This is a genomic window from Actinomadura formosensis NBRC 14204 (assembly GCF_001552155.1).
Lineage (GTDB): Bacteria > Actinomycetota > Actinomycetes > Streptosporangiales > Streptosporangiaceae > Spirillospora > Spirillospora formosensis.
Genome location: NZ_BCQQ01000017.1, coordinates 15,303 through 39,176, shown reverse-complemented (window position 1 = coordinate 39,176; position 23,874 = coordinate 15,303). Strand labels below are relative to the sequence as shown.

Here is a 23,874-nt window from a genome sequence, read left to right as displayed (position 1 = left end):
GCGCGTGAACCGTCGGCGCGGCGGGCCCGCCGCCGTTACGATCCGGTTGGGCCCGCGGGCTTTGGCGGTACATGAACCATCGGGAGTGCAATGGCCGAATCACCCCCTCGGTCCGGCACGCCGGACTTCGCGTCCGGTGATGACCTGGGCGCGGCGGAGGTCAGCGAGGACGGGTCCGCGCCGAGGGCCGCGGCTTCGGCGCCCTGGGGCCGGATGCGCCCGTGGTGGTCGGCCGACATCGGTGAGGCGACGGGCCCGCGTCCGGTGGTGAACGGCACCGGGCCGCAGGTCCTGCCCCGCCCGCCGGGCGGCACGGGCCCGTTTGCGCGGGTGGGCGGCTCGGGCGCGCATCCCGTGGCCGGCACCGGCCCGCCGCCGGTGGCGCCCGGCGGCCCGGCGGCGAGGGAGCGGGGGCTCCCGAGGCTGCTGCCGGTCGCGGGCATCACCGTGGTCGCCGTGGTGCTGCTGCTCGCGGGCGCGCTCGCCTTCCGGGCGGGCGGCGGCGACGCCAAGGACGCCCGCCGGGCGGCCGTCCCCGCGTCCAAGAAGATCATCAATGCCGGTCCGGCGGCCGGTGGGCTGCACAGGGACGGCCTGGTGGCGCCGCAGGCGAGCGCCGCGTACCCGTTCATCGCGGGTGCGGTCGAGGCGGGCGGCGTCCCGGTCGCCGAGCACGGTACGGCCGTTTACGCCGAGGGGCCGGTGCGCGGGATCAACGTCCTGTTCATGGGCGGGACGGGCGCGGTCGGCGACCCGGCGGACTTCCTGCAGAAGGCGCAGCCCACCACGTTCATCGCGGGGCAGGACGCCGCGCCGGGCGGCAGGGGCGGGAAGGCGGTCTGCGGCACGTTCGCCGTCCTGGCCGAGACCCACACGTACTGCGCGTGGGCGACCGCGGACTCCTACGGCATCGTCGCGTCCAACCGGCCGACGCTGAACCCCCAGTTCTCGCTGATGGCCGACGTGATGCACCGGATCAGGAGGGACGTCGAGCGGCCGAGGTGACGAAGAGCCGCTCGGTGTCGGCGCCGACCACGCCGAGGACGCGCCCGGTGAAGTAGCCGGTGCCGAGCACGACCACGCGGTGCCCGAGCGTCGCGAGCGACTCCGGTGTGATGGCGCCCGCGCCGACGACGTCCCAGCCGGGCGGCGTCGGGCGGGTGAAGCGCAGGTGCGGCAGCGGCAGCCGGACGGACGTCACGGGCAGCGCGCCGAGTTCGGCGATGGCCCCGGCGAGGTCCTTGTGGTCGGGGAGGCAGACGACGACGTGGTCGATCGTCCCCCAGGCGTCCCGCGCGGCGGCCAGGGCGGCGGCGACGCCGGCGCGGTCGATGGCGGAGTCGACGAGCAGCCTTGTCGCCGACCCGGGCACGTCGTGCCAGGACAGCCGTCCGGGCAGGACGATCGAGGACATCACCTCCCGCAGCGTCCCGGCCGGCGGTTCGGGCACCTCCGGCATGCGGCGGGCCGCGGCGACGCCGAGTTCGGCGCCGGCCCGTCCGAGCCCGGCGGGCAGCAGGCCGGCGGGCAGCCCGCTGCCTCCCGGCCCGACGATCTCGGCGTCCCGCAGCACCTCGGCGACCCGCGGCGATTGCGGCGCGGACAGCACGACCGTCTCCGGCCCGGCCACGCCGAGTTTCTCCTCCGCGATCTCCGCCTCGGTGTCCCCGAGCACGCCGGCGTGCTCCCGGAAGATCGGCGTGATCGCGGCGACGGCGGGCGGGAACAGGCTCACCTCGTCCGAGCGTCCGCCCATCCCGGCCTCCAGGACGAGCGCGTCGGCGCCGGCCCGCCGCGCGTGCAGGACGCCCGCGAGGGTGAACAGGCCCGACGGCGACAGATAACCGCCCGAGGCCGGCGGAAGAGTGCCGATGGCCGCGTCGAGGGCGCCGGCCAGGAAGGCGAGTTCCTCCGGCGAGACGGCGCGCCCGTCGATCCTGATCCGGTCCCGGTTCGTGCGCAGGCCGGGGCTTGTGACGGTGCATACGCGACGCCCGGCGGCGGCGAGAAAGGCCGACGCGTAGATCGCGGTCGTGCCCTTCCCCTTGGACCCCACGACCGTCAGGACGGGAGCGCCCGGGGCGAGGACGCCCAGCGCGCGGGCCAGGGCGCGGGCCCGTCCGATGTCGCGGGTCTCGCCCGGCGCACGCCGCTCCCATTCCCGGAAGAACACGTCCATGCCTTCCAGTGTGGGGCTTGCGGCATGGGGCCGGACGGAGCCCCGGCCGTCGCCGAGTAGGCTCTGAGACCGTGAGTCAGGGAACCGAACCGGCCGGCTACCGGGCGACCGTAGGCGCGATCATGGCCCGTGGGGTCGAGTGGGAGATCGATCCCACCCTCGACCGCATCCGCGATCTGGTCGATGTCCTGGGGGAACCGCACCGCGCGTATCCGGTGATCCACATCGCCGGGACGAACGGCAAGTCCAGCACGGCCCGGCTCATCGAGTCGCTGCTCCGCGAGCGCGGGCTGCGCACGGGCCTGTACACCAGCCCCGAGCTGACCACGTTGCGCGAGCGCATCGCGATCGACGGGGAGCCGATCAGCGAGGAACGGTTCGTCGAGACGTTCAACGACGTCCTGCCCTACGTGGAGCTGGTCGACGGCAAGCACACGGCGCGGCTGTCGTTCTTCGAGGTCCTGACGGCGATGGCGTTCGCCGCGTTCGCGGACGCGCCGGTCGACGTGGCCGTGGTCGAGGCGGGCATGGGCGGCGCGTGGGACGCCACGAACGTCGCGGACGGCACCGTCGCCGTGATCACCCCGATCGGGCTGGACCACACCCGCTACCTGGGCGACACGCTGGAGGAGATCGCCGGGGAGAAGTCCGGGATCATCAAGACCGGCGCGGTCGTGGTGCTGGCGCAGCAGCCGGTCGAGGCGGCCGAGGTGCTGCTGCGGCGGATCGTGGAGACCGGTGCGGCGGCGGCACGCGAGGGCATCGAGTACGGCGTGCTGAGCCGGGACGTCGCCGTCGGCGGCCAGCAGCTCCGGCTGCAGGGCCTGCACGGCGTCTACGACGAGATCTTCCTGCCGCTGTTCGGCGAGCACCAGGCGGGCAACGCCGCGACGGCCCTCGCCGCCGTGGAGGCGTTCGCGAGCGGCGCGCCGACCAGGGGAGAGGCGGACCTGGAGGCCGCGACCCGCGTCGCGCCCGGCGAGCCCTATCTCGGCGGGAACGAGGGGCAGCTCGATCCGGCGCTGGTGCGCAGCGGCTTCGCCAAGTCGGCCTCGCCGGGACGGCTGGAGGTCGCGCGGACGGGCCCGACCGTCCTGCTGGACTCCTCGCACAACCCGGCCGGGATGGCGGCGACCGTCGCGACGGTCACCGAGTCGTTCGGCTTCACCCGGCTCGCCGGGGTGCTCGCCATCGCCGCCGACAAGGACGTCGCCGGCGTCCTGGACCAGCTCGAACCCGTGCTGGCCGAACTGGTGGTGACCCGTAACTCCTCGCCGCGCTCGATGCCGCCGGAGGAACTGGCCGAGATCGCCGAGGGCGTGTTCGGCCCCGAGCGCGTGCATGTCGCGGCGCGCCTGGACGACGCCATCGACCGGGCGATCGGGTTCGCCGAGGAGACCGGCGAGTACCGGGGCGCCGGGGTGCTGGTCACCGGGTCGGTGGTCACCGCCGGCGACGCCCGAACCCTGCTGCGTGTGGAGGACCGGTCATGAGCTCCGATACCGCCGGGAACCCGGCACGGCGGCTGTTCGCCACGGTGCTGGGATGCGAGGCCATCGTCATCGCGTTGGCGATCCCGGTCGCCGTCGCCGTGCTGAAGGTGGACGGCGCGACCGCCGGCGCTGTGTGCGGGAGCCTCGCGGCCGCCTGCCTGGTGCTGGCCGGGCTGCTGCGCCGCCCGTGGGCGATCCCGGCCGGCACCGGCCTGCAGGTGCTCATCATCGCGACCGGGTTCATGGTGCCGGCGATGTTCTTCCTCGGCGCCGTGTTCGGGGCGCTTTGGGGGACGGCCATTTGGCTCGGCCGCAAGGCGATGAGCGCGCAGCCGCGCTGAGTCCGGCGGGGCGGTGGCCATTTCACCGCTGATTACCGCAAATTACGGTTATCGCCATAATTTGGACACCCCTCTCGTCCGGGAAATGCGCGTCCGGCGGGCGTCCCTCCGCGGGAACCGGCCGCGCCCTCGTCCGCAGGCGAAGACCGGCCGCCCGGCGCGTTCCGGCGTCCCGCACGGCCGTGGCCGTCGCCGCGCCCCCCGACGTGGTCACTCCCCGTGTTCGCGGCGGGACTCCCGGCGTGCGGCGCCCCGGGAATTCCGCCTCCGCTCCGCGAGCCGGGTAGTATTCGCGCGCTCACCGAATCCGAAATTCCGCAAGGAGAACCACCCGTGTCCGAGCGCACTCTTGTCCTGGTCAAGCCCGATGGCGTCCGCCGCGGAGTCATCGGCGAGGTCATCTCCCGGATCGAGCGCAAGGGCCTGAAGCTCGTCGCGCTGGAACTGCGCACCCTCGCCCGCGAGACCGCCGAGGCCCACTACGAGGAGCACGCGAGCAAGCCGTTCTTCGGCGAGCTGGTCGACTTCATCACCGGCGGCCCGCTCGTCGCCATGGTCGTCGAGGGCCCTCGCGCCATCGAGGCGTTCCGCTCCCTGGCCGGTGCCACCGACCCGGTCAGCGCCGCCCCCGGCACCATCCGCGGCGATTTCGCCCTGGAGATCGGTGAGAACATCGTGCACGGTTCCGACTCCACCTACTCCGCCGAGCGCGAGATCAAGCTCTTCTTCCCCGAACTGGGCTGAGGAGCGCCCGGAGGGGCGACGCTCGAGCGCGGGCCGGATCTTCCGGCCCGCGTCTTCTTTAGCCAAAATCGAGCTGGTCAGAACGTGTTTTTTCGGCGACGCGCGACGGCGGGGTGACTGCCCGCGGGTGGGGGCGCACGTTACGATGGACGCGCCGCTATACACGCCCGTCAATCATGAAGGGCTCCCTTTCTTCATGGGCAACAAGCTGTCGTTTCTTGGCCGTGACATGGCCGTCGATCTCGGTACCGCCAACACACTGGTGTACGTGCGCGGGCGTGGCATCGTCCTGAACGAACCCTCCGTGGTGGCGATCAATACCAACACCGGGAAGATCGTCGCGGTGGGCATCGAGGCGAAACGGATGATCGGCCGCACGCCCGGCAACATCGTTGCCGTCCGCCCGCTCAAGGACGGGGTCATCGCCGACTTCGACGTCACCGAGCGCATGCTGCGGTACTTCATCCAGAAGGTCCACAAGCGCCGGCACTTCGCCAAGCCGCGGATCGTCGTGGCCGTCCCGAGCGGGATCACCGGGGTGGAGCAGCGCGCGGTGAAGGAGGCCGGCTACCAGGCCGGCGCCCGCCGCGTCTACATCATCGAGGAGCCGATGGCCGCCGCGATCGGCGCCGGGCTGCCGGTCTACGAGCCGACCGGGAACATGGTCGTCGACATAGGGGGCGGCACCACCGAGGTCGCGATCATCTCGCTCGGCGGCATCGTCACCAGCCAGTCCGTCCGCGTGGGCGGCGACGAGCTGGACCAGGCCGTCATCTCGTTCTCCAAGAAGGAGTACTCCCTGATGCTCGGGGAACGTACCGCCGAGGAGATCAAGATGGCGATCGGGTCGGCCTATCCCGGCGGCGACGAGGAGCCGCACGCCGAGATCCGGGGCCGCGACCTCGTGAGCGGGCTGCCGAAGACCGTGGTGATCTCCGCGGAGGAGGTGCGGCGGGCGATCGAGGAACCGGTCAACGCCGTGGTGGACGCGGTGAAGACCACGCTCGACAAGTGCCCGCCCGAGCTGTCGGGCGACATCATGGATCGCGGCATCGCGCTCACCGGTGGCGGTGCGCTGCTGAAGAACCTCGACGAGCGCCTCCGCGAGGAGACCGGGATGCCCATCCACCTGGTGGACAACCCGCTCGACTCGGTCGTGCTCGGTACCGGCAAGTGCGTGGAGGACTTCGAGTCGCTGCGCCAGGTCCTCGTACCGGAGCCGCGGCACTGAGCTCCCGGCGGACTAGGAAACCGGAGGTCGCTGCGTGAAGGACACCCGGCGCACCCGCATGGTGCTCGGCGGGCTGCTCGTCGTGGCGCTCATGATGATCACTGTCGACTACCGCGGCGGGGCGAACTCCCCGCTGCGCGGCCTGCGCGATTTCGGCGCCACCGTGTTCGGCCCGGTGGAGCGGGTCTCGGCGTCCATCGTCCGGCCGGTGGGCAACACCCTCGGCGCGATCACCGACGCGCCCGGCGAGCGGCGCCGCGCCGACCAGCTCGAACGGCAGAACCAGCGGCTACGCGAGCAGTTGCGCTCCGCCCACCTGGACAAGGACCGGTCGGCGCAGCTGGAGCGGCTGCTCGGCACCGCGGGAATGGGCGGCTACAAGGTCCACGCCGCGCAGGTCATCTCCGCCGGGCAGGGCTTCGAGGACACCGTCACGATCGACGTCGGCAGCAGCAGCGGCATCAAGCCCGACATGACCGTGATGAGCGCGGACGGGCTCGTCGGCCGCGTCACCCGCGTCGGGCCCGCCACCTCGACCGTCCTGCTCGCCACCGACCAGACCTCCTCCATCGGCTCCCGCCTGGAGGACTCCAAGGAGATCGGGATCACCCAGGGCCGCGGCCGCCGCGGCATCGGCCGGGGCGGCGACACGCCGCTGCGGTTCCAGTTGCTGGACGCCGCCGCGCCGATCCACGTCGGCCAGCGGATCGTGACGCTCGGGTCGCAGGGCCAGCGCCCGTACGTGCCCGGCCTCCCGATCGGCGTGGTCGAGCGGATCGAAAAGCCCACCGGCGGGCTGACCCGCACCGCCTACATCCGGCCGTTCGTCCGGTTCACCAGCCTGGACGTCGTCGCCGTCGTGGTCGCCCCGCCGAAGACCGATCCGCGGGACGCGGTGCTGCCGCCGAAGCCGAGCCCGACGGCGACACCGAGCCCGAGCACGAGCCCGAAGGCGAGCGGGAGCCCGAAGGCGAGGCCGCGCGGCTCCAAGAGCCCGACCACGAATCCGACTCCGGGGGAGTGACGTGCTGAACCCGCCCGAGGCGTCGCCGGCCGGCCGCATCGCGGTCACCGCGGTGGTGATCGCCGTAACGCTGATCCTGCAGGTGTCGGTGGCGAACCGCCTCCCGCTGCCCGGCGGCGTCCAGCCCGACCTGGTGCTGCTCGCCGTCGTCGCGCTCGCCCTGGTCGCCGGGTCGATGACCGGCATGGTCGCCGGGTTCCTCGCCGGGCTCGCCGCCGACATCGTCCCGCCCGCCGACCACACCCTCGGCCGGTACGCGCTCGTCTACTGCCTGATCGGGTTCCTGTGCGGCGCCGCGTCCGCCGAGATGGACCGCCAGTCCGTCGTGCCGTTCTTCGCCGTCGCCGCCGGCGCCACCGCCGGGACCGTGCTGTACGCGGCGACCGGGATGATCCTCGGCGACCCGCGCGCCGAGTGGGCGACGGTGTCGAGCATGGTCCCGCTGCAGGTCCTCTACGACGTCCTCGCAAGCCCGTTCGTCGTGTGGGCGGTGCTGCGCGTCACCCGCCGGTACGAGCGCGGCGAACGGTCCCGCGGCGACCGTCTCGCGGTGCCCGCCGCCCGCTACCGCGCGATGTCGGGGCGGGGCGGGAACCTGTGAACCCGAGGACCCACTTCCGTCTCGTCGTCCTCTACGTGCTCGTCGGCGCGATGCTGCTCATCCTGGTCGGACGCATGTGGGCACTGCAGGTCATGGAAGGCGGGCACTACAAGGAGATCGCCGCCCAGAACCGCACCCGCGACATCGTCGTCCCCGCCGTCCGCGGCATGATCCTGGACGACCGGGGCCAGCCCCTCGTCCGCAATCGCAGCGCGCTCGTCGTGTCCGTCAACCGGACGACGCTGATGCGGCGCAAGGACGGGGGCGAGACCGTCCTGAGACGGCTCGCCGGCGTCCTCGGGACGAGTTACCAGGAGATCTCCAAGCGGATCCGGCTGTGCGGGCCCACCGTCAAGCGGCCGTGCTGGCCCGGCTCCCCGTACCAGCCGATCCCCGTCGAGGACCACGTCGACCCCAAGCGCGCCCTGCAGATCATGGAGCGCCAGGAGGACTTCCCCGGTGTCACCGCGCAACTCCAGGCCGTCCGCGACTACCCGGAGCCGGGGGGCGCGAACGCCGCGCAGGTCCTCGGGTACCTGCAGCCCGTCACCCAGGAGGAACTCGACAAGCGCAAGGGCCTGAAGGTCACCGGGTACAGCGGCGTCGACCTCGTCGGGCGCGCCGGGCTGGAGGCGCAGTACGACGCGGCGCTGCGCGGCGAGCCCGGATTCCGCAAGGTTCTCGTCGACAGCCAGGGCCGCGTCACCGGCACCGCCGCCGAGCAGCCGCCGACGTCCGGCAGCAACCTCGTCACCAGCATCGACGCCGGCGTACAGGGTGCGGCGGAGAAGGCGCTCAAGCGTACGATCGACAATGCGCGCAGGGCCGGCCGCCCGGCCGACGCCGGCGCCGCGGTCGTGATGGACGTGCGGACAGGCCGGATGGTCGCGATGGCCAGCTACCCGACCTACAACCCCACCATCTGGACCGGCGGCATCTCCCAGGAGCAGTACGACGCGCTGCTCGGCAAGAAGGAGGGCGAGCCGCTGATCTCCCGGGTCACCCAGGGGCAGTTCGCGCCCGGCTCCACGTTCAAGATCTCCTCGGTGGCCGCGGCGGTGGCGGACGGCAACGGCCTGAACGGCATCTACGACTGCCCCGGCTCCTACAACGTCGGCAACCGCGCGTTCCGCAACTTCGAGGGCGAAGAACTCGGCCCGATGACGCTGCACACGGCGCTGGTGAAGTCCTGCGACACGATCTTCTACCGCTTCGCCTACGAGGAGTGGCAGCGCGACGGCGGGACGAGTCCGAAGAAGAACCCGTCCGACCCGATGGTGAAGATGGCCCGCCGCTTCGGGTTCGGCGCCAAGACCGGCATCGACCTCCCCAGCGAGAGTTTCGGCCGCATCCCCGACCGCGGCTGGAAGAAGGACTTCTGGGAGATCACCAAGAAGGCCAACTGCAAGGGGGCCAAGGAGGGCTACCCCGAGGTCGCGAAGACCGACCCGGCGCGCGCCGCCTACCTGAAGGCGGTCGCGGCGGAGAACTGCGTCGAGGGCTATGTGTGGCGGCCCGGTGACGCCGCGAACTTCTCCGTCGGGCAGGGCGACGTGCTGGTGACGCCGCTGCAGCTCGTCCGCGCGTACGCGGCGGTCGCGAACGGCGGCAAGCTGTTCGCGCCCCGGCTCGGCGTCGCGGTCGTGCGGCCGGACGGCACGCTCGTCCGCAGGATCGACGCGCCGCCGCCGGAGCGGCTGCCCGTCGACGGGAAGGTGCTGAAGTACATGCGCGCCGCCCTGGGGGACGTGACGAAGAGCGGTACGGCGTCCGGCGCGTTCTCCGGGTTCGACTTCAAGCGCGTCGACGTCGGCGGCAAGACCGGTACCGCGGAGGTGTACGGCAAGCAGGACACGTCCTGGTTCGCCTCGTTCGGGCCGGTGAAGGACCCGCGTTTCGCGGTCGTCGTGATGGTCTCGCAGGGCGGCCAGGGAGCGCAGACGGCCGCGCCGGCCGTCCGGGAGATCTGGGAGGCCATGTACGGGACGAAGGGCGGCAAGCCCCTCCTCAAGGACGGAAGGCTCCCCTCCGAACTGCCGAAGATGCCCGGCGTGGGAGCCGCCCCGTGATCACCGGTACGGGCGTGGGGTCCGTTGAGGGATACGGCGCGCGGCGGACGTGGGGGAGCCGGCTCGCCGGGCTGCGGCGGCTCGACTGGCCGCTGTTCGTCGCCGTGCTGGCGCTGTCGGTGGTGGGCGCGATGCTGGTGCGCTCGGCCACGTTCCACCTGCTGACCGAGCAGGGCAAGGACCCGGAGGGCCTGCTCAAGCGGCACATCCTGAACCTGATCATCGGGTTCGTGCTCGGCGGCGTCATCACCGTCCTGGACTACCGGCTCCTGCGCGCCTACGTCCCGATCCTGTACGGGCTGGCGTGCGTGGGGCTGCTCGCCGTGCTGACCCCGCTGGGCTCGACGATCAACGGCTCGCACTCGTGGATCGTGATCGGCGGCGGGTTCCAGGTGCAGCCGTCGGAGTTCGCGAAGGTCGGCCTCGTGGTGCTGCTCGCGATGATCCTGGGCGAGCCGCGGGACGGCGAGATCGGGCCGGGCCGCCGGGACGTGCTGCTCGCGCTCGCCCTCGCCGGGGTGCCCGGCCTGCTGATCATGCTGCAGCCGGACCTCGGCACCACGCTGGTGTTCATCGCGGTCGTGCTCGGCATGCTGGCGATCTCCGGTGCGCAGAAGCGCTGGCTGTTCGGCCTGGTCGGCGGCGGAGTCGCCGCGGCCGCCGCCGTCTGGTTCTTCGGGCTGCTGGAGTCCTACCAGATCGACCGGTTCACCGCGTTCATCAACCCGGAGGCCGACCCGCGCGGCGCCGGCTACAACGCCCAGCAGGCGCGGATCGCGATCGGGTCGGGCGGCGCGCTCGGCAAGGGACTGTTCCACGGCGAGCAGACCAGCGGGCATTTCGTGCCCGAGCAGCAGACCGACTTCATCTTCACGGTGGCGGGGGAGGAACTCGGCTTCGTCGGCGCCGCGATCATCGTCGCGCTGCTCGGCGTGGTGCTGTGGCGCGGGCTGCGGATCGCGACCCAGGCCGCCGACCTGTTCGGCACGCTCGTCGCGACCGGCGTCGTGTGCTGGCTGGGGTTCCAGACGTTCGAGAACGTCGGGATGACGATCGGGATCATGCCGATCACCGGGCTGCCGCTGCCGTTCGTGTCCTACGGCGGCTCCGCCACCTTCGCGAACATGATCGCTTTCGGGCTGCTGCAGGCCGTGCACGTGCGCCGCCGCGCATTCGATTAGCGGCGGGCGACCGCGTAGGCTGGGCGTTCATCCCACGTCCCCTGCACGGAGGGTTCCGTCATGCCGGTCGAGTCGCTCTTCCCGCGCCTGGAGCCGCTGCTCCCGAGCGTGCAGAAGCCGATTCAGTACGTTGGCGGCGAGCTGAACTCCCAGCTCAAGGACTGGGACGAGGCCGAGGTCCGGTGGGCGCTGATGTACCCGGACGCCTACGAGGTCGGGCAGCCGAACCAGGGCGTCCAGATTCTTTACGAGATCCTGAACGAGCGCGACGGCGTGCTCGCGGAGCGGACCTACTCGGTCTGGCCCGACATGGAGGCCGTCATGCGCGAGCACGGCATCCCGCAGTTCACCGTGGACGCGCACCGCCCGGTCGCGGCGTTCGACGTGTTCGGCGTGTCGTTCTCCACCGAACTCGGCTACACCAACCTGCTCACGGCGCTGGACCTCGCCGGCATCCCGCTGGAGGCCGCCGACCGCACCGATGACCACCCGATCGTCATCGCGGGCGGGCACGCCGCGTTCAACCCCGAGCCCATCGCCGACTTCCTCGACGCCGCCGTGCTCGGCGACGGCGAGGAGATCGTCCTCGCCATCACCGAGGTGATCCGCGAGTGGAAGGACGAGGGGGAGCCCGGCGGGCGGGACGGACTGCTCCTGCGGCTCGCCGCGTCCGGCGGCGTGTACGTCCCCCGCTTCTACGACGTCACCTACCTGCCGGACGGCCGCATCCAGCGGGTCGCGCCGAACCGTCCGGGCGTCCCCTGGCGGATCGAGAAGCACACCGTCATGGACCTCGACCAGTGGCCGTACCCGAAGAAGCCCCTGGTCCCGCTGGCCGAGACCGTGCACGAGCGGTACAGCGTGGAGATCTTCCGCGGCTGCACCCGCGGCTGCCGGTTCTGCCAGGCCGGGATGATCACCCGTCCGGTGCGGGAGCGGTCGATCACCACGATCGGGAACATGGTCGAGCAGGGCCTCAAGGAGTCCGGCTTCCAGGAGGTCGGGCTGCTCAGCCTGTCCAGCGCCGACCACAGCGAGATCGGCGACATCGCCCGGGGTCTCGCCGACCGGTACGAGGGCACGAACACCTCGCTGTCGCTGCCGTCCACCCGCGTGGACGCCTTCAACATCACGCTCGCGGGCGAGTTCTCGCGCGGTGGCCGGCGTTCCGGGTTGACGTTCGCGCCGGAGGGCGGCTCCGAGCGGATGCGCAAGGTGATCAACAAGATGGTCACCGAGGACGACCTGATCCGCACCGTGAGCACCGCCTACGAGAACGGCTGGCGTCAGGTCAAGCTCTACTTCATGTGCGGCCTGCCCACCGAGGAGGACGAGGACGTCCTCGCGATCGCGGACATGGCCCGCCGCGTCATCGCGGCGGGGCGCGAGGCGACCGGCCGCAAGGACATCCGCTGCACGGTGTCCATCGGCGGGTTCGTGCCCAAGCCGCACACTCCGTTCCAGTGGGCCGCCCAGTGCGACCACGAGACCGTCGACCGCCGCCTGCACGCGCTCAAGGACGCCCTGCGCGGCGACAAGGAGTACGGCCGCGCCATCGGCCTGCGCTACCACGACGGGAAGCCGTCCATCATCGAGGGGCTGCTGTCGCGCGGCGACCGCCGCGTCGGCAAGGTCGTCCGCGCCGTCTGGGCGGACGGCGGCCGCTTCGACGGCTGGAGCGAGCACTTCTCCTACGAGCGCTGGACGGTCTGCGCCGAGAAGGCGTTCGCCGACGAGCCCGTCGACCTCGCCTGGTACACCGTCCGGGAGCGCGACGAGGTCGAGGTGCTGCCCTGGGACCACCTCGACGCCGGTCTCGACCGCGAGTGGCTCTGGCAGGACTGGCAGGACGCCATCGACGAGACCGAGGTCGAGGACTGCCGCTGGACGCCCTGCTACGACTGCGGCGTCTGCCCGACCATGGGCACCGAGATCCAGATCGGCCCGACCGGCAGGAAACTCCTCCCGCTGTCGGTGGTCTGACCGGCGCGCGGCCGGGCGACCCGCGCGGGCGTCCCGCTGCCGGAAGCGGTTGCGGAAACGCCTTGAGCTGCGGGGGCCCGGCCTCTACATGACCCGCGCTTGGCAGAACGAGGCTCGGGGACCCGTACTCTATAGGGAGACCTTGTTTTTCGACTCAACACGAGTAGGAAGGACCAGAACCCTGGCACCCATGCCGGAGGGTCCGGCGCCGGCCCCCGTGACCCAGCGACTGCGCGTCCGCTACGCCAAGCGGGGCAGGCTGCGGTTCACGAGCCACCGCGACATTTCCCGGGCCGTGGAACGCGCCGTCAGGCGCGCCGGGATCCCTGTCGCGTTCAGCGGCGGATTCACCCCCCACCCGAAGATCTCGTACGCGGGTGCGGCGGCGACAGGGGTGGCCAGTGAGGCCGAGTACCTCGAGATCGGGCTCACCGAGACCCGCGACCCTGCGCGGGTCCGGGCCGATCTGGACGCGGCCCTGCCCCCCGGGCTCGACATCGTCGATGTCGTGCCGGTCGGGACGGGACGCGGTGACGCGGCGGCGAAGCCGGGCGCGTTCACCGATCGGCTTGAGGCGTCCGAATGGCGGATCAGGCTGGACGGCGTGGCCGAGAGCGACGCCGCCGCCGCCGTGGCCGCCTTCATGGCCGCCGCGATCATCGAGGTCGAACGCCTCACGAAGAAGGGACGGCGCCGTTTCGACGTGCGCGCCGCCGTGTCCGCCTGCGAGCTGGACCGGCGCGCCGCGGAGGCGGCGGATGCCCCTTGTGCGATACTTCGAATGGTTGTTCGGCATTCCACACCGGCCGTACGACCCGACGACATCCTCACCGGACTGCGCCAGGTCGCCGACCTCGCGCCGCCGTCACCGCCGCTGGTGACCAGGCTGGCGCAGGGGCCCCTCGACGCGGACACCGGTGGCCTCGCGGATCCCCTGGATCCCGACCGGGAGACCGGCCTGCCGTCCGGCGACGACGCCGGGACGGCACACGGCCACGAGCGGCCGAGGCCCGGGGACACCGCGAGCGCGGATGCCGTCAGCGCCTGACCGTGGGACCGAAGCCGTGGGAGCACGGAACCGGTCCCGCAGGGTACGGCGGGCGCGCCCCCGACGACTTCGTCGGCATGGCCGGACCACGGTCCGGCGGTGCTGACGCCGATGACTGATGAGGTGCTCTCGTGCGGCGCACCGCACCGATCCGTCCCCGGGCGGAGCGGGCGGACGCGCCCGGGAGCCTGACGGGAGATTGCCCGGATGCTTGAGAACGAAGTCGATTCGGCCGCGGCCGAAGGCACCGACGAGGAGACGACCGATACCGCGACCACCCGGAACGGGGGCGCGGAGAGCGCGAGCGCGCGGGTGACCTCGCGTCCCCGCCGGGCGAGCCGCCCCGCCGGCCCGCCGCCCGACGTGGACGACACCCCGGCCGAACCCGCCGCGCCCGCCGAACCCCCCGCGGCCGCCGAGGAACCGGAGACCGCCGAGGAATCCGAGACCGCCGGGGAACCGGAGACCGCCGGGGAGCCCGCGGCCGAGGAGCCGGAAGCGGCCGAGGCTCCCGAGCCGCCGAAGCGGACCAGGACCCGCACCCGCACGAGAAGCGAGAAGGCCGCCACCGAGACGCCCGAGCCCGTTCCGATGACCGGCGCCGAGACCTCCCCGGAGGCCGCACCCGAGGCCGCACCCGAGGCCGCGGCGGCGGAGAAGCGGCCCGCCGAGCAGGCGCCCGCGCCCCGCACCCGGACCCGCCGCCGCTCCACCGCCGCCGAGGTGCCGGCCGTCCCGCCGGTGCCGGAGGTCCCCGCCGCCCCGGTCGCGGGAGCCGAGGTGTCCGCCGAGCAGGTGTCGGAGCTCGAACCCGCGAGCGGCGTCGGCGTCCCGGGCGTCATGTTCCAGCCGCCGATGGTCGTCTTCCAGCCGCCGGAGCCGAAGGCCGAGGCCCCCGCGCGCCAGAAGCCCGCCGACACCGAGCCCGCCGAGCGCGACACCGGCGACGACGACCACGAGCACGGCCCGTCGGACGAGGACGAGTCCGAGGACCGTCCGTCCCGGCGGCGCCGCCGCCGCGGTGGCCGCGGCCGCGGCCGGGGCAAGGACGGCGCCGAGGACGAGGCACTGACCGAGGAGCCCGGGGACGAGGAGCCCAAGGACGAGGAGCCGAAGGACGAGCAGGGCGGCAAGCCCGCCAGGGCAGCCAAGCCCGCCAAGGCCGCCAGGGGAGCCAAGTCCGGCAAGAAGGAGCCCAAGGCCGAGGAGGCCGAGCAGGAGACCGCCGAGGACGAGGGCGAGGGTGAGGACGCCGAGTCCGGGACGAGCCGCCGCCGTCGCCGCCGCAGGCGCCGCTCCGGGGCCGACACCGACGCCGGGGGCGGCTCGGACGACCCGCCGAACACCGTCGTGCACGTGCGCACCGCCCGCGAGGAGCGCGCGGCCGCCGAGGACGAGGTCCAGTCCGTGCGCGGCTCGACCCGGCTGGAGGCCAAGAAGCAGCGCCGCCGCGAGGGCCGCGAGCAGGGCCGCCGCCGTCCGCCGGTGATCACCGAGGCGGAGTTCCTGGCGCGCCGCGAGTCGGTCGAGCGGGTCATGGTCGTCCGGCAGGAGGGCGAGCGCACCCAGATCGCCGTCCTGGAGGACGACGTCCTCGTCGAGCACTACGTCAACCGCGCCACGCACCAGTCGTACGTGGGCAACGTCTACCTGGGCAAGGTCCAGAACGTCCTGCCGTCGATGGAGGCGGCGTTCGTCGACATCGGCAAGGGCCGCAACGCCGTCCTGTACGCGGGCGAGGTCAACTGGGACGCCTCCGGCCTGGAGGGGCAGCCGCGCCGCATCGAGTCGGCGCTGAAGTCCGGCCAGTCGGTGCTGGTCCAGGTCACCAAGGACCCGCTCGGCCACAAGGGCGCCCGGCTGACCAGCCAGGTGTCGCTGCCCGGCCGCTACCTCGTGTACGTGCCGGACGGCTCGATGACCGGCATCAGCCGCAAGCTGCCCGACAAGGAGCGCAGCCGCCTCAAGTCGATCCTGAAGAAGGTCATGCCGGAGAACGCCGGCGTGATCGTCCGGACCGCCGCCGAGGGCGCGACCGAGGAGGAACTGGCCCGCGACGTGTCGCGCCTCGCCGCGCAGTGGGAGAGCATCCAGAAGAAGGTCAAGACGGCCTCCGCCCCCTCCCTCCTGTACGGCGAACCCGACCTGACGATCCGGGTCGTCCGCGACATCTTCAACGAGGACTTCTCCAAGCTCGTCGTGTCGGGGGACGAGGCCTGGGACACCATCTCCGAGTACGTCCAGTACGTGGCGCCGCATCTCGCCGACCGCGTCGAGCGCTGGACGGGCGACCAGGACGCGCTGTCGGCGTTCCGCATCGACGAGCAGATCGCGAAGGCGATGGACCGCAAGGTGTGGCTGCCGTCCGGCGGCTCGCTGGTGATCGACCGCACCGAGGCCATGACGGTCATCGACGTCAACACCGGCAAGTTCACCGGGCAGGGCGGCAACCTGGAGGAGACCGTCACCCGCAACAACCTGGAGGCGGCCGAGGAGATCGTCCGCCAGCTGCGGCTCCGCGACATCGGCGGCATCGTCGTGATCGACTTCATCGACATGGTGCTGGAGAGCAACCGGGACCTGGTGCTGCGCCGGCTGGTGGAGTGCCTGTCGCGGGACCGTACCAAGCACCAGGTCGCCGAGGTCACCTCGCTGGGCCTGGTCCAGATGACCCGCAAGCGCGTCGGCCAGGGCCTGCTGGAGGCGTTCTCGGAGACCTGCGAGTCCTGCAACGGCCGCGGCATCCACGTCCACCTGACGCCGGTCGAGCCGAAGCCGGACAAGGTGGCCGGCAAGGAGAGCGGGCGCCGCCGCAAGCGCAAGGGCGAGGTCGAGAAGGCCGTCGAGGAGAAGCTGGCCCGGCACGAGGTCAGGCCGAAGGAGACCGAAGCGGAGGAGGCCCCGGCCGAGGCTCCGGCGGAGGCTCCGGTCCCCGCCGCGGAGACGAAGCCGAAGCCGGTGCGTTCCCGGAAGAAGTCGGGCCCGGCCAAGCGTCCGGCGGGCCCGCCCCCGGAGGTCGACGAGTCCCCGGCCCAGGCCGCCGTGGAGGCCGCCGACGCCGCCGAGGAGGCCGCCGAAGCCTCCCCGGGCGCCCTCGACTCCGCCGAGCCCGTCCCGGTCAACGGCAACGGCTCCGGCCCGGACCTGAACGGCGCCGAGGTGTCCGCGGAGGTGCCCGCCGCCGAACCGAACGGCTCCGCGCCCACCGAGGGCGAGGAAGGCGAAACGGCCACCCGCCGCCGCCGGACCCGCCGCCCCCGGGCCGCCGCCGAAGCCGCCGAGTCCGCGGACTGACGGGTCACCGGGCCCCGGGCGGACGCGTTCGCGTTCCGCTCGGGGCATCCGGTACCCTTGGGCTTCGGCGCGTCGTGGGCGCGTCACCCGAACTCGCACCGCGAACCCCGTCCGGGGATCGGCCGGTGCTCACCTCGCCGATCCGGTGAGGCCAAGCAGAGAGCGCCAGGGTCGCTCCTGGTGTGCCGCCCTCGGCCCGGTGCCGGGGGCAGGCCCCCATCCGGGGGCTGGTTAGCCACGCGCGGGACCGGTTCAGTCCGGAAGCGCGCGCAGACGAAGGGTTTCCGCGGTGTACGCGATTGTCCGCGCAGGCGGCAGGCAGGAGAAGGTCACCGTCGACGACGTGCTGACCGTCGACAAGCTGGCCGGTGAGGTCGGCTCGACCGTCACGTTCCCGGCGGTGCTCGTCGTGGACGGCGACAACGTCGTCAGCGGCGCGGCCGACCTCGCGCGTTACGAGGTGACCGCCGAGATCCTCGGCGCGGTCAAGGGCCCGAAGATCAACATCATGCACTACCGGAACAAGACCGGGTACAAGCGGCGGATGGGTCACCGTCAGCCCTACACCGAGGTCAAGATCACCGGTATCAAGGCCGGGAAGTAAGGGAGAGCGGTCTCATGGCACACAAGAAGGGCGCATCGTCCAGCCGTAACGGTCGCGACTCCAACGCCCAGCGGCTCGGCGTGAAGCGGTTCGGCGGCCAGGTCGTCAACGCCGGCGAGATCATCGTCCGCCAGCGCGGCACCCACTTCCACCCCGGGCCGGGCGTCGGCCGCGGCGGCGACGACACGCTGTTCGCGCTGGTCGCGGGCGCGGTGCAGTTCCGCCGCTACCGCGGTCGCAACGCGGTGAGCGTGGTCCCGCCGGCGGAGTAGTCCGCCTGCGCGTTGAACGTTCGTTGAAGGGGCGGACCGGTTCCGGTCCGCCCCTTCGCCGTTTTCACCGAGGGTTTCACTGAGGAGAGTCACCGTGGCCGCTGGAGCGGGATCGGGCGCGCAGTTCGTGGACCGGGTGGTGCTGCACGTCGCCGCGGGCAACGGCGGCAACGGGTGCGCCTCGATCCACCGGGAGAAGTTCAAGCCGCTCGGCGGCCCGGACGGCGCGAACGGCGGCCGCGGCGGCGACGTCGTCCTCGTCGTCGACTCGGGTACCGCGAGCCTGCTGGAGTACCACCGGCGCCCGCACCGCAAGGCGGGCAACGGCAAGCAGGGGCAGGGCAACCTCCGGACGGGCGCGGACGGCGGCGATGTGATCCTGTCCGTCCCGGACGGCACCGTCGTGAAGGAGGGTGACCGGGTGCTGGCCGACCTGGTCGGCGAGGGCACCCGGTACGTGGTCGCGAAGGGCGGCCACGGCGGGCTCGGGAACGCGGCACTGGCGACCGCCAAACGCAAGGCGCCGGGCTTCGCGCTGCTCGGCGAGCCGGGTGAGGAGCGGAACGTCGTCCTGGAGTTGAAGAGCGTCGCCGACGTCGCGCTCGTCGGGTTCCCCAGCGCGGGCAAGTCGTCGCTGATCGCCGCGCTGTCCGCGGCGAAGCCGAAGATCGCCGACTACCCGTTCACGACGCTGATCCCGAACCTCGGCGTGGTCAGCGCGGGTGACACCACGTTCACGGTCGCGGACGTGCCCGGCCTGATCGAGGGGGCGAGCGAGGGACGCGGCCTCGGCCTGGACTTCCTCCGCCACATCGAGCGGTCCTCCACGCTCGCGCACGTCCTCGACTGCGCCACGATGGAGCCGGGCCGTGACCCGGTCAGCGACTTCGAGGTCGTCGAACGGGAACTGCGGGCGTACGACCGGGTGCTGGGCGACCGTCCGCTGTCGGACCGGCCGCGCATCGTCGTCCTGAACAAGGTGGACGTACCGGACGGCCGCGAACTCGCCGAGATGGTCCGGCCCGAATTCGAGGCGCGCGGGCTGAAGGTGTTCGAGGTGTCGGCGGCGACGCACGAGGGCCTGCGGGAACTGTCGTTCGCGATGGCGGCGATGGTGGCCGAGCACCGCGCGTCGCTGCCGCCGGCGGAGCCGACCCGCATCGTCATCCGGCCGGAGCCGGTCGGCGGCGACACCGACTTCGAGGTGCGGGACCTCGGCGACAACACCTACCTGATCACCGGCACCAAGCCCGTCCGGTGGCTGCGGCAGACCGACTTCGCCAACGAGGAGGCCGTCGGCTACCTCGCCGACCGGCTCGCCCGGCTCGGTGTGGAGGACGCGCTGGCCGGGGCGGGCGCCAGCGCGGGCGCCACGGTCCTGATCGGCACGATGGACGACTCGATCGTCTTCGACTGGGAGCCGGAGGTCCCGGCCGGCGAGGGCGCGATGGGCCCGCGCGGCACCGACCGGCGCCTGGACGGACGATAGGAAGCGGAGTCATGAGTGACCGCGCGGCGATCGCGAAGGCCCGCCGCATCGTGGTGAAGGCGGGTTCGTCGTCGCTGACCACCCCGCGGGGGACGATCGACGCGGGCCGCATCGACGCGCTGGTCGACGTCCTCGCCGCCCGGCGCGCCGACGGCACCGAGATCGTGTTCGTGTCGTCCGGTGCGATCGCCGCCGGTCTCGGCCCGCTCGGGCTGACCCGCCGTCCGCCGGACCTCGCGACCCAGCAGGCGGCGGCGAGCGTCGGGCAGGGGCTGCTGTTCGCACGCTACACCTCGTCCTTCGCCCGGTACGCGCTGACGGTCGGGCAGGTGCTGCTCACCGCCGACGACATGATGCGCCGCTCGCATCACCGCAACGCGCAGCGCACGCTCGGCCAGCTCCTCGCCATGGGCGTCCTGCCGATCGTGAACGAGAACGACACCGTCGCCACCGACGAGATCCGGTTCGGTGACAACGACCGGCTCGCCGCGCTCGTCTCGCACCTGATCCGCGCGGACGCGCTGATCCTGCTGTCGGACGTCGACGCCCTCTACACTGGCGACCCGCGCCAGCCCGGCGCCCGCCGCGTCGACGAGGTCCACGGGCCGGACGACCTGAAGGACGTCAAGCTCGGCCGGTCCGGACGCGTCGGAACCGGCGGCATGGTCACCAAGGTCGAGGCGGCCCGGATCGCGGGCGTCCCCGTCGTGCTGACCAACGCCGCGTCCGCCGCGCACGCGCTCGCCGGAGACCGGGTCGGCACGCTGTTCCACCCGGGTGAGGGCCGCCGCATGTCGACGCGGAACCTGTGGCTCGCGCACGCGACCACCGGCCAGGGGCGGGTCATGCTGGACGCGGGCGCGGTCGAGGCGGTCGTGCGGCGCCGCAAGTCCCTGCTGCCGGCCGGGGTGACGGGCGTGGACGGCGACTTCGCCGCGGGCGATCCGGTCGACCTGTGCGATACCGGCGGCCGCGTCGTCGCGCGCGGCCTGGTGAACTACGACGCGTCCGAGATCCCCGACCTGATGGGCCGCTCGACGCGCTGGCTGGCCCGTGAGCTGGGCGCCGGGTACGAACGCGAGATAATTCACCGGGACCATCTGGTGATACTGGAATAGCGGGGGTCTGGGGGCCGTCCCCTCGGAATGACTGGAATGGCGGGGGTTTAGGGCGTCCCCCGGAATGAGTCGATTGAGGAGCGTTGTGATGAGCGACGAGCGCGAGGAGTTCCTCCGGGTGGCGCGGCGCGCCAAGGCGGCGGCGGCCGGGCTGGCGCCGCTGCCGCGCGCGGCGAAGGACGCGGCGCTGCACCGCATCGCGGAAGCGCTGGTCGCCGCCGCTCCCGAGATCATCAAGGCGAACCAGACCGATGTCGCGCGGGCCCGGGAGAGCGGCACCTCGGAGTACATGATCGACCGGCTGAGCCTGTCGGAGCAGCGCATCGAGGCGATCGCGGAGGCCGTCCGGAAGGTCGCGGCGCTGCCGGACCCGGTGGGGGAGACGGTGCGCGGCACCGTGCTGCCGAACGGGCTGGAACTGCGGCAGGTGCGGGTGCCGCTCGGCGTCGTCGGGATGATCTACGAGGGCCGCCCGAACGTGACCGTGGACGCCGCCGCGCTGTGCCTGAAGAGCGGCAACGTGGCGATGCTGCGCGGCTCGTCGTCCGCGCACGACTCGAACACGGTGCTGGTCCAGGTGATGCAGGGTGCGCTGGCCGAGACCGAGGTCCCGGCGGATGCGGTGCAGCTCGTCCCGGGCACGTCCCGCGAGTCGGTGAAGCACCTCATGCGGGCGCGCGGGCTGGTGGACGTGCTGATCCCGCGCGGCGGCGCGTCGCTGATCAACTCGGTGGTGGAGGAGTCGACCGTCCCCGTGATCGAGACGGGTGTCGGGAACTGCGCCGTCTATGTGGACGCCGCCGCCGACGCGGACATGGCCGTCGACATCCTGCTGAACGCCAAGACGCAGCGTCCTTCCGTGTGCAACGCCGCAGAGACGTTGCTGGTGCACGCCGACATCGCGGACACGTTCCTCCCGCGTGCGCTTGAGGCGCTCAAGACCGCCGGGGTGACCGTCCACGGCGACGACCGCGTCCGCTCGTACAGCGGCGATGTCGTGGAGGCCACCGAGGACGACTGGTACGCCGAGTACCTGTCGCTCGACATCGCCGCCCGCGTGGTCGGCTCCCTGGACGACGCCGTCGCGCACATCCGCACGTACGGATCGGGCCACACCGAGGCGATCGTCACGGCGTCGCAGCCCGCCGCGAAGCGGTTCGTGGCGCTGGTCGACTCGGCGGCCGTGATGGTGAACGCCTCGACGCGGTTCACCGACGGCGAGGAGTTCGGGTTCGGCGCGGAGATCGGCATCTCGACGCAGAAGCTGCACGCCCGCGGCCCGATGGGGCTGCCGGAGCTGACGTCCACCAAGTACGTCGTGACAGGTGAGGGTCATACCCGCGGCTGAGCCTCCAACTTGTGACGTTTTTGCCATTGCTGTCACGTTGTGGGTGTGGTCTGATTCACGATTGTGACTCGTGAGTACAGCCGCCGCCGCGTGCTGAAGGGTGCCGCCCTCGGCGCCGGGATCGCCTCCACCGGGCTGGCCGCGTTCCCCGCGCGTCCCGCCACCGCCGCCGCGGCGCCCGCGCTGCGCGGCCCCGCCGTCGGGACCACCCTCGACCGGACGTATGTGCTCGGCGCGCCGGGCACCGGCGGCTACCGGCCCGTGACCATCGGGCCGGCCGAGCCGCATCTGCTGCGCCGCGACCTCGGCGGCACCGCCGCCGCGCGGCGCGCCGCGACCCGGCGGGGCGTCCTGGCGTTCGGTCATCTCACCGACGTGCACGTCATCGACGGGCAGTCCCCGGCCCGCGTCGAGTTCGTCGACCGGCTGAAGGACGCGGTCGACATGCTGCCCATCGAGGGCGCGTACCGGCCGCAGGAGATCCTGTCGACGCAGGTCGCCGAGGCGATGGTGCGGGCGGTGAACAGGGTCGGCCGCGGGCCCGCGACCGGCCTGCGCCTGGCGTTCACCATCAACACCGGCGACGCCGCCGACAACGTCCAGTACAACGAGATCCGCTGGATCATCGACCTGCTGGACGGCGGGCGCATCCGTCCCGACTCCGGCGACCCGAACCGGTACGAGGGCGTCATGGACTGGGCGTCCTACGACCGGGCGTACTGGCATCCCGAAGGCCCGCCGTCCGGCGCCCAGGCCGACGTCGCGATCGCCAAGTACGGGTTCCCGCGGGTGAAAGGTCTGATCGAGGCCGCACGCCGGCCGTTCCAGGCGACCGGCCTGAGCATGCCGTGGCTCGCGGTCTTCGGTAATCACGACGGCCTCATCCAGGGCAACCTGCCGGTGAACCCGCTCGTCTCGGGCCTCGCCACCGGCGGCATCAAGATCGGCGCCCCGGCGGACGCGGGCCAGGCCGAACGCCTCGCCCGCATGATCACCAATGCGGACTCCGCCGAGCTCGTGCGGCTGAGCCGCGAGCAGGGCGGCGCCGGCGGGCTGCTCCGTCCCGTGACACCCGACCCGAACCGCCGGATGCTGTCGCGCGCCGAGGTCGTCGCCGAACACTTCAAGACGAGCGCGGCCCTGCGCGGCCACGGCTTCACCGCCGCCAACCTCCGCGACGGGACGGCCTATTACGCGTTCGACAGGGGCGTGGTGCGCGGTCTCGTCCTCGACACCGTCAACCCGAACGGCTACTCCGAGGGCTCCCTCGACAGGAAGCAGTTCGCGTGGCTGGAGGCGCAGCTGAAGGCCGGCAGCGGCCGCTACTTCGCCCCGGACGGCTCCACCGTGCGGCACGCGGTGAAGGACCGGCTGTTCGTCCTGTTCAGCCACCACCCGATCGGCTCGCTGGAGAACTCGCTGGGCGGCGACCGCGTCCTCGGCGACGAGGTGCGGGCGCTTCTGCTGCGCCACCCGAACGTCATCCTGTGGGTGAACGGCCACACGCACCGCAACGAGGTCATCCCGCACGCCCGCGTGAAGGGGGCAGGGGTGGCGGGTGGGGGAGGGTTCTGGGAGGTCAACACGGCCGCGCACATCGACTTCCCGCAGCAGAGCCGCATCGTGGAGCTGGCCGACAACCGCGACGGCACCCTGTCGATCTTCGCGACGATCCTCGACTCGGCCGGACCCGCGTCCTACGGCGGACGGCTCACCGACCCCGTCCGGCTCGCGTCACTGTCCCGCGAGCTGGCCGGCAACGACTGGCAGGACCGCGACGCCAACCGCCGCGGCGAGGCCGCCGACCGCAACGTCGAGCTTCTCGTCCCGGCCCCCTTCTAGCGGCGCGAAGGGC

The 23,874-nt window shown here is 72.5% G+C and carries 19 protein-coding genes; 18 read left to right on the top strand and 1 reads right to left on the bottom strand.

Annotated features, from left to right (window positions below):
* Positions 1 to 90: 90 nt before the first annotated feature.
* A complete protein-coding gene (locus AF1_RS06690; protein WP_067794127.1) occupies positions 91 to 1,005 on the top strand; it encodes a hypothetical protein in 915 nt (304 codons plus the stop codon).
* On the opposite strand, the gene AF1_RS06685 is transcribed toward AF1_RS06690, so the two are convergent.
* Positions 977 to 2,179, bottom strand: coding sequence for a folylpolyglutamate synthase/dihydrofolate synthase family protein (locus AF1_RS06685; RefSeq protein ID WP_067794126.1), 1,203 nt, complete (start codon positions 2,177 to 2,179; stop codon positions 977 to 979). The two genes, AF1_RS06690 and AF1_RS06685, sit on opposite strands and share 29 nt — an antisense overlap.
* Before the next feature lie 71 nt (positions 2,180 to 2,250).
* Here AF1_RS06685 and AF1_RS06680 point away from each other — a divergent pair, with 71 nt between their 5' ends.
* The 17 genes from AF1_RS06680 to AF1_RS06600 all read left to right on the top strand — a co-directional run bounded on the left by AF1_RS06680 (position 2,251) and on the right by AF1_RS06600 (position 23,861).
* Positions 2,251 to 3,672, top strand: coding sequence for a bifunctional folylpolyglutamate synthase/dihydrofolate synthase (locus AF1_RS06680; protein WP_407642234.1), 1,422 nt, complete (start codon positions 2,251 to 2,253; stop codon positions 3,670 to 3,672).
* The gene (locus AF1_RS06675) at positions 3,669 to 4,013 is read left to right on the top strand and encodes a DUF4233 domain-containing protein (RefSeq protein WP_067794125.1); all 345 of its coding nucleotides are present in this window, start codon (positions 3,669 to 3,671) and stop codon (positions 4,011 to 4,013) included. The genes AF1_RS06680 and AF1_RS06675 overlap by 4 nt, the downstream gene beginning before the upstream one ends.
* A 333-nt stretch (positions 4,014 to 4,346) precedes the next feature.
* The gene (gene ndk, locus AF1_RS06670; protein ID WP_067794124.1) at positions 4,347 to 4,757 is read left to right on the top strand and encodes a nucleoside-diphosphate kinase; all 411 of its coding nucleotides are present in this window, start codon (positions 4,347 to 4,349) and stop codon (positions 4,755 to 4,757) included.
* A gap of 196 nt (positions 4,758 to 4,953) precedes the next feature.
* Complete coding sequence (locus AF1_RS06665) at positions 4,954 to 5,988, top strand: rod shape-determining protein (protein WP_067794123.1); 1,035 nt, start codon at positions 4,954 to 4,956, stop codon at positions 5,986 to 5,988.
* 34 nt (positions 5,989 to 6,022) lie between these two features.
* A complete protein-coding gene (gene mreC, locus AF1_RS06660; RefSeq protein ID WP_067794122.1) occupies positions 6,023 to 7,012 on the top strand; it encodes a rod shape-determining protein MreC in 990 nt (329 codons plus the stop codon).
* 1 nt (position 7,013) lies between these two features.
* The gene (mreD, locus tag AF1_RS06655; RefSeq protein WP_067794121.1) at positions 7,014 to 7,613 is read left to right on the top strand and encodes a rod shape-determining protein MreD; all 600 of its coding nucleotides are present in this window, start codon (positions 7,014 to 7,016) and stop codon (positions 7,611 to 7,613) included.
* Positions 7,610 to 9,682, top strand: a complete 2,073-nt coding sequence (gene mrdA / locus AF1_RS06650; protein ID WP_067794120.1) for a penicillin-binding protein 2 — start codon at positions 7,610 to 7,612, stop codon at positions 9,680 to 9,682. The genes mreD and mrdA overlap by 4 nt, the downstream gene beginning before the upstream one ends.
* Complete coding sequence (gene rodA / locus AF1_RS06645; protein WP_242608972.1) at positions 9,679 to 10,863, top strand: rod shape-determining protein RodA; 1,185 nt, start codon at positions 9,679 to 9,681, stop codon at positions 10,861 to 10,863. The genes mrdA and rodA overlap by 4 nt, the downstream gene beginning before the upstream one ends.
* A gap of 60 nt (positions 10,864 to 10,923) precedes the next feature.
* The gene (locus AF1_RS06640; RefSeq protein ID WP_067794119.1) at positions 10,924 to 12,846 is read left to right on the top strand and encodes a TIGR03960 family B12-binding radical SAM protein; all 1,923 of its coding nucleotides are present in this window, start codon (positions 10,924 to 10,926) and stop codon (positions 12,844 to 12,846) included.
* A 190-nt stretch (positions 12,847 to 13,036) separates the two neighbouring features.
* Positions 13,037 to 13,894, top strand: a complete 858-nt coding sequence (locus tag AF1_RS06635; protein WP_067794118.1) for a TIGR03936 family radical SAM-associated protein — start codon at positions 13,037 to 13,039, stop codon at positions 13,892 to 13,894.
* 207 nt (positions 13,895 to 14,101) lie between these two features.
* A complete protein-coding gene (locus AF1_RS06630; RefSeq protein ID WP_067794117.1) occupies positions 14,102 to 17,188 on the top strand; it encodes an Rne/Rng family ribonuclease in 3,087 nt (1,028 codons plus the stop codon).
* 289 nt (positions 17,189 to 17,477) lie between these two features.
* Positions 17,478 to 17,792, top strand: a complete 315-nt coding sequence (rplU, locus tag AF1_RS06625; RefSeq protein ID WP_067794116.1) for a 50S ribosomal protein L21 — start codon at positions 17,478 to 17,480, stop codon at positions 17,790 to 17,792.
* 14 nt (positions 17,793 to 17,806) lie between these two features.
* Positions 17,807 to 18,064, top strand: coding sequence for a 50S ribosomal protein L27 (gene rpmA, locus AF1_RS06620; protein ID WP_067640985.1), 258 nt, complete (start codon positions 17,807 to 17,809; stop codon positions 18,062 to 18,064).
* A 94-nt stretch (positions 18,065 to 18,158) separates the two neighbouring features.
* The gene (obgE, locus tag AF1_RS06615) at positions 18,159 to 19,553 is read left to right on the top strand and encodes a GTPase ObgE (protein ID WP_067794115.1); all 1,395 of its coding nucleotides are present in this window, start codon (positions 18,159 to 18,161) and stop codon (positions 19,551 to 19,553) included.
* 11 nt (positions 19,554 to 19,564) lie between these two features.
* Positions 19,565 to 20,671 (top strand): glutamate 5-kinase, encoded by a 1,107-nt coding sequence (gene proB, locus AF1_RS06610; RefSeq protein WP_067794114.1) that lies wholly within the window; start codon positions 19,565 to 19,567, stop codon positions 20,669 to 20,671.
* Between the two features lie 88 nt (positions 20,672 to 20,759).
* On the top strand, positions 20,760 to 22,019 hold the full coding sequence (locus AF1_RS06605; RefSeq protein WP_067794113.1) for a glutamate-5-semialdehyde dehydrogenase: 1,260 nt from the start codon (positions 20,760 to 20,762) through the stop codon (positions 22,017 to 22,019).
* Between the two features lie 63 nt (positions 22,020 to 22,082).
* Positions 22,083 to 23,861 (top strand): TIGR03767 family metallophosphoesterase, encoded by a 1,779-nt coding sequence (locus AF1_RS06600; RefSeq protein WP_067794112.1) that lies wholly within the window; start codon positions 22,083 to 22,085, stop codon positions 23,859 to 23,861.
* Positions 23,862 to 23,874: the final 13 nt, after the last annotated feature.

Bases quoted from the DNA above. Each gene is read 5' to 3' on its own strand.
- AF1_RS06640 (WP_067794119.1), top strand. From the start codon at position 10,924: ATGCCGGTCGAGTCGCTCTTCCCGCGCCTGGAGCCGCTGCTCCCGAGC.
- AF1_RS06690 (WP_067794127.1), top strand. From the start codon at position 91: ATGGCCGAATCACCCCCTCGGTCCGGCACGCCGGACTTCGCGTCCGGT.
- AF1_RS06605 (WP_067794113.1), top strand. From the start codon at position 20,760: ATGAGCGACGAGCGCGAGGAGTTCCTCCGGGTGGCGCGGCGCGCCAAG.
- rpmA (WP_067640985.1), top strand. From the start codon at position 17,807: ATGGCACACAAGAAGGGCGCATCGTCCAGCCGTAACGGTCGCGACTCC.
- proB (WP_067794114.1), top strand. From the start codon at position 19,565: ATGAGTGACCGCGCGGCGATCGCGAAGGCCCGCCGCATCGTGGTGAAG.
- AF1_RS06675 (WP_067794125.1), top strand. From the start codon at position 3,669: ATGAGCTCCGATACCGCCGGGAACCCGGCACGGCGGCTGTTCGCCACG.
- AF1_RS06630 (WP_067794117.1), top strand. From the start codon at position 14,102: ATGCTTGAGAACGAAGTCGATTCGGCCGCGGCCGAAGGCACCGACGAG.
- AF1_RS06665 (WP_067794123.1), top strand. From the start codon at position 4,954: ATGGGCAACAAGCTGTCGTTTCTTGGCCGTGACATGGCCGTCGATCTC.
- AF1_RS06635 (WP_067794118.1), top strand. From the start codon at position 13,037: ATGCCGGAGGGTCCGGCGCCGGCCCCCGTGACCCAGCGACTGCGCGTC.
- AF1_RS06685 (WP_067794126.1), bottom strand. From the start codon at position 2,179: ATGGACGTGTTCTTCCGGGAATGGGAGCGGCGTGCGCCGGGCGAGACC.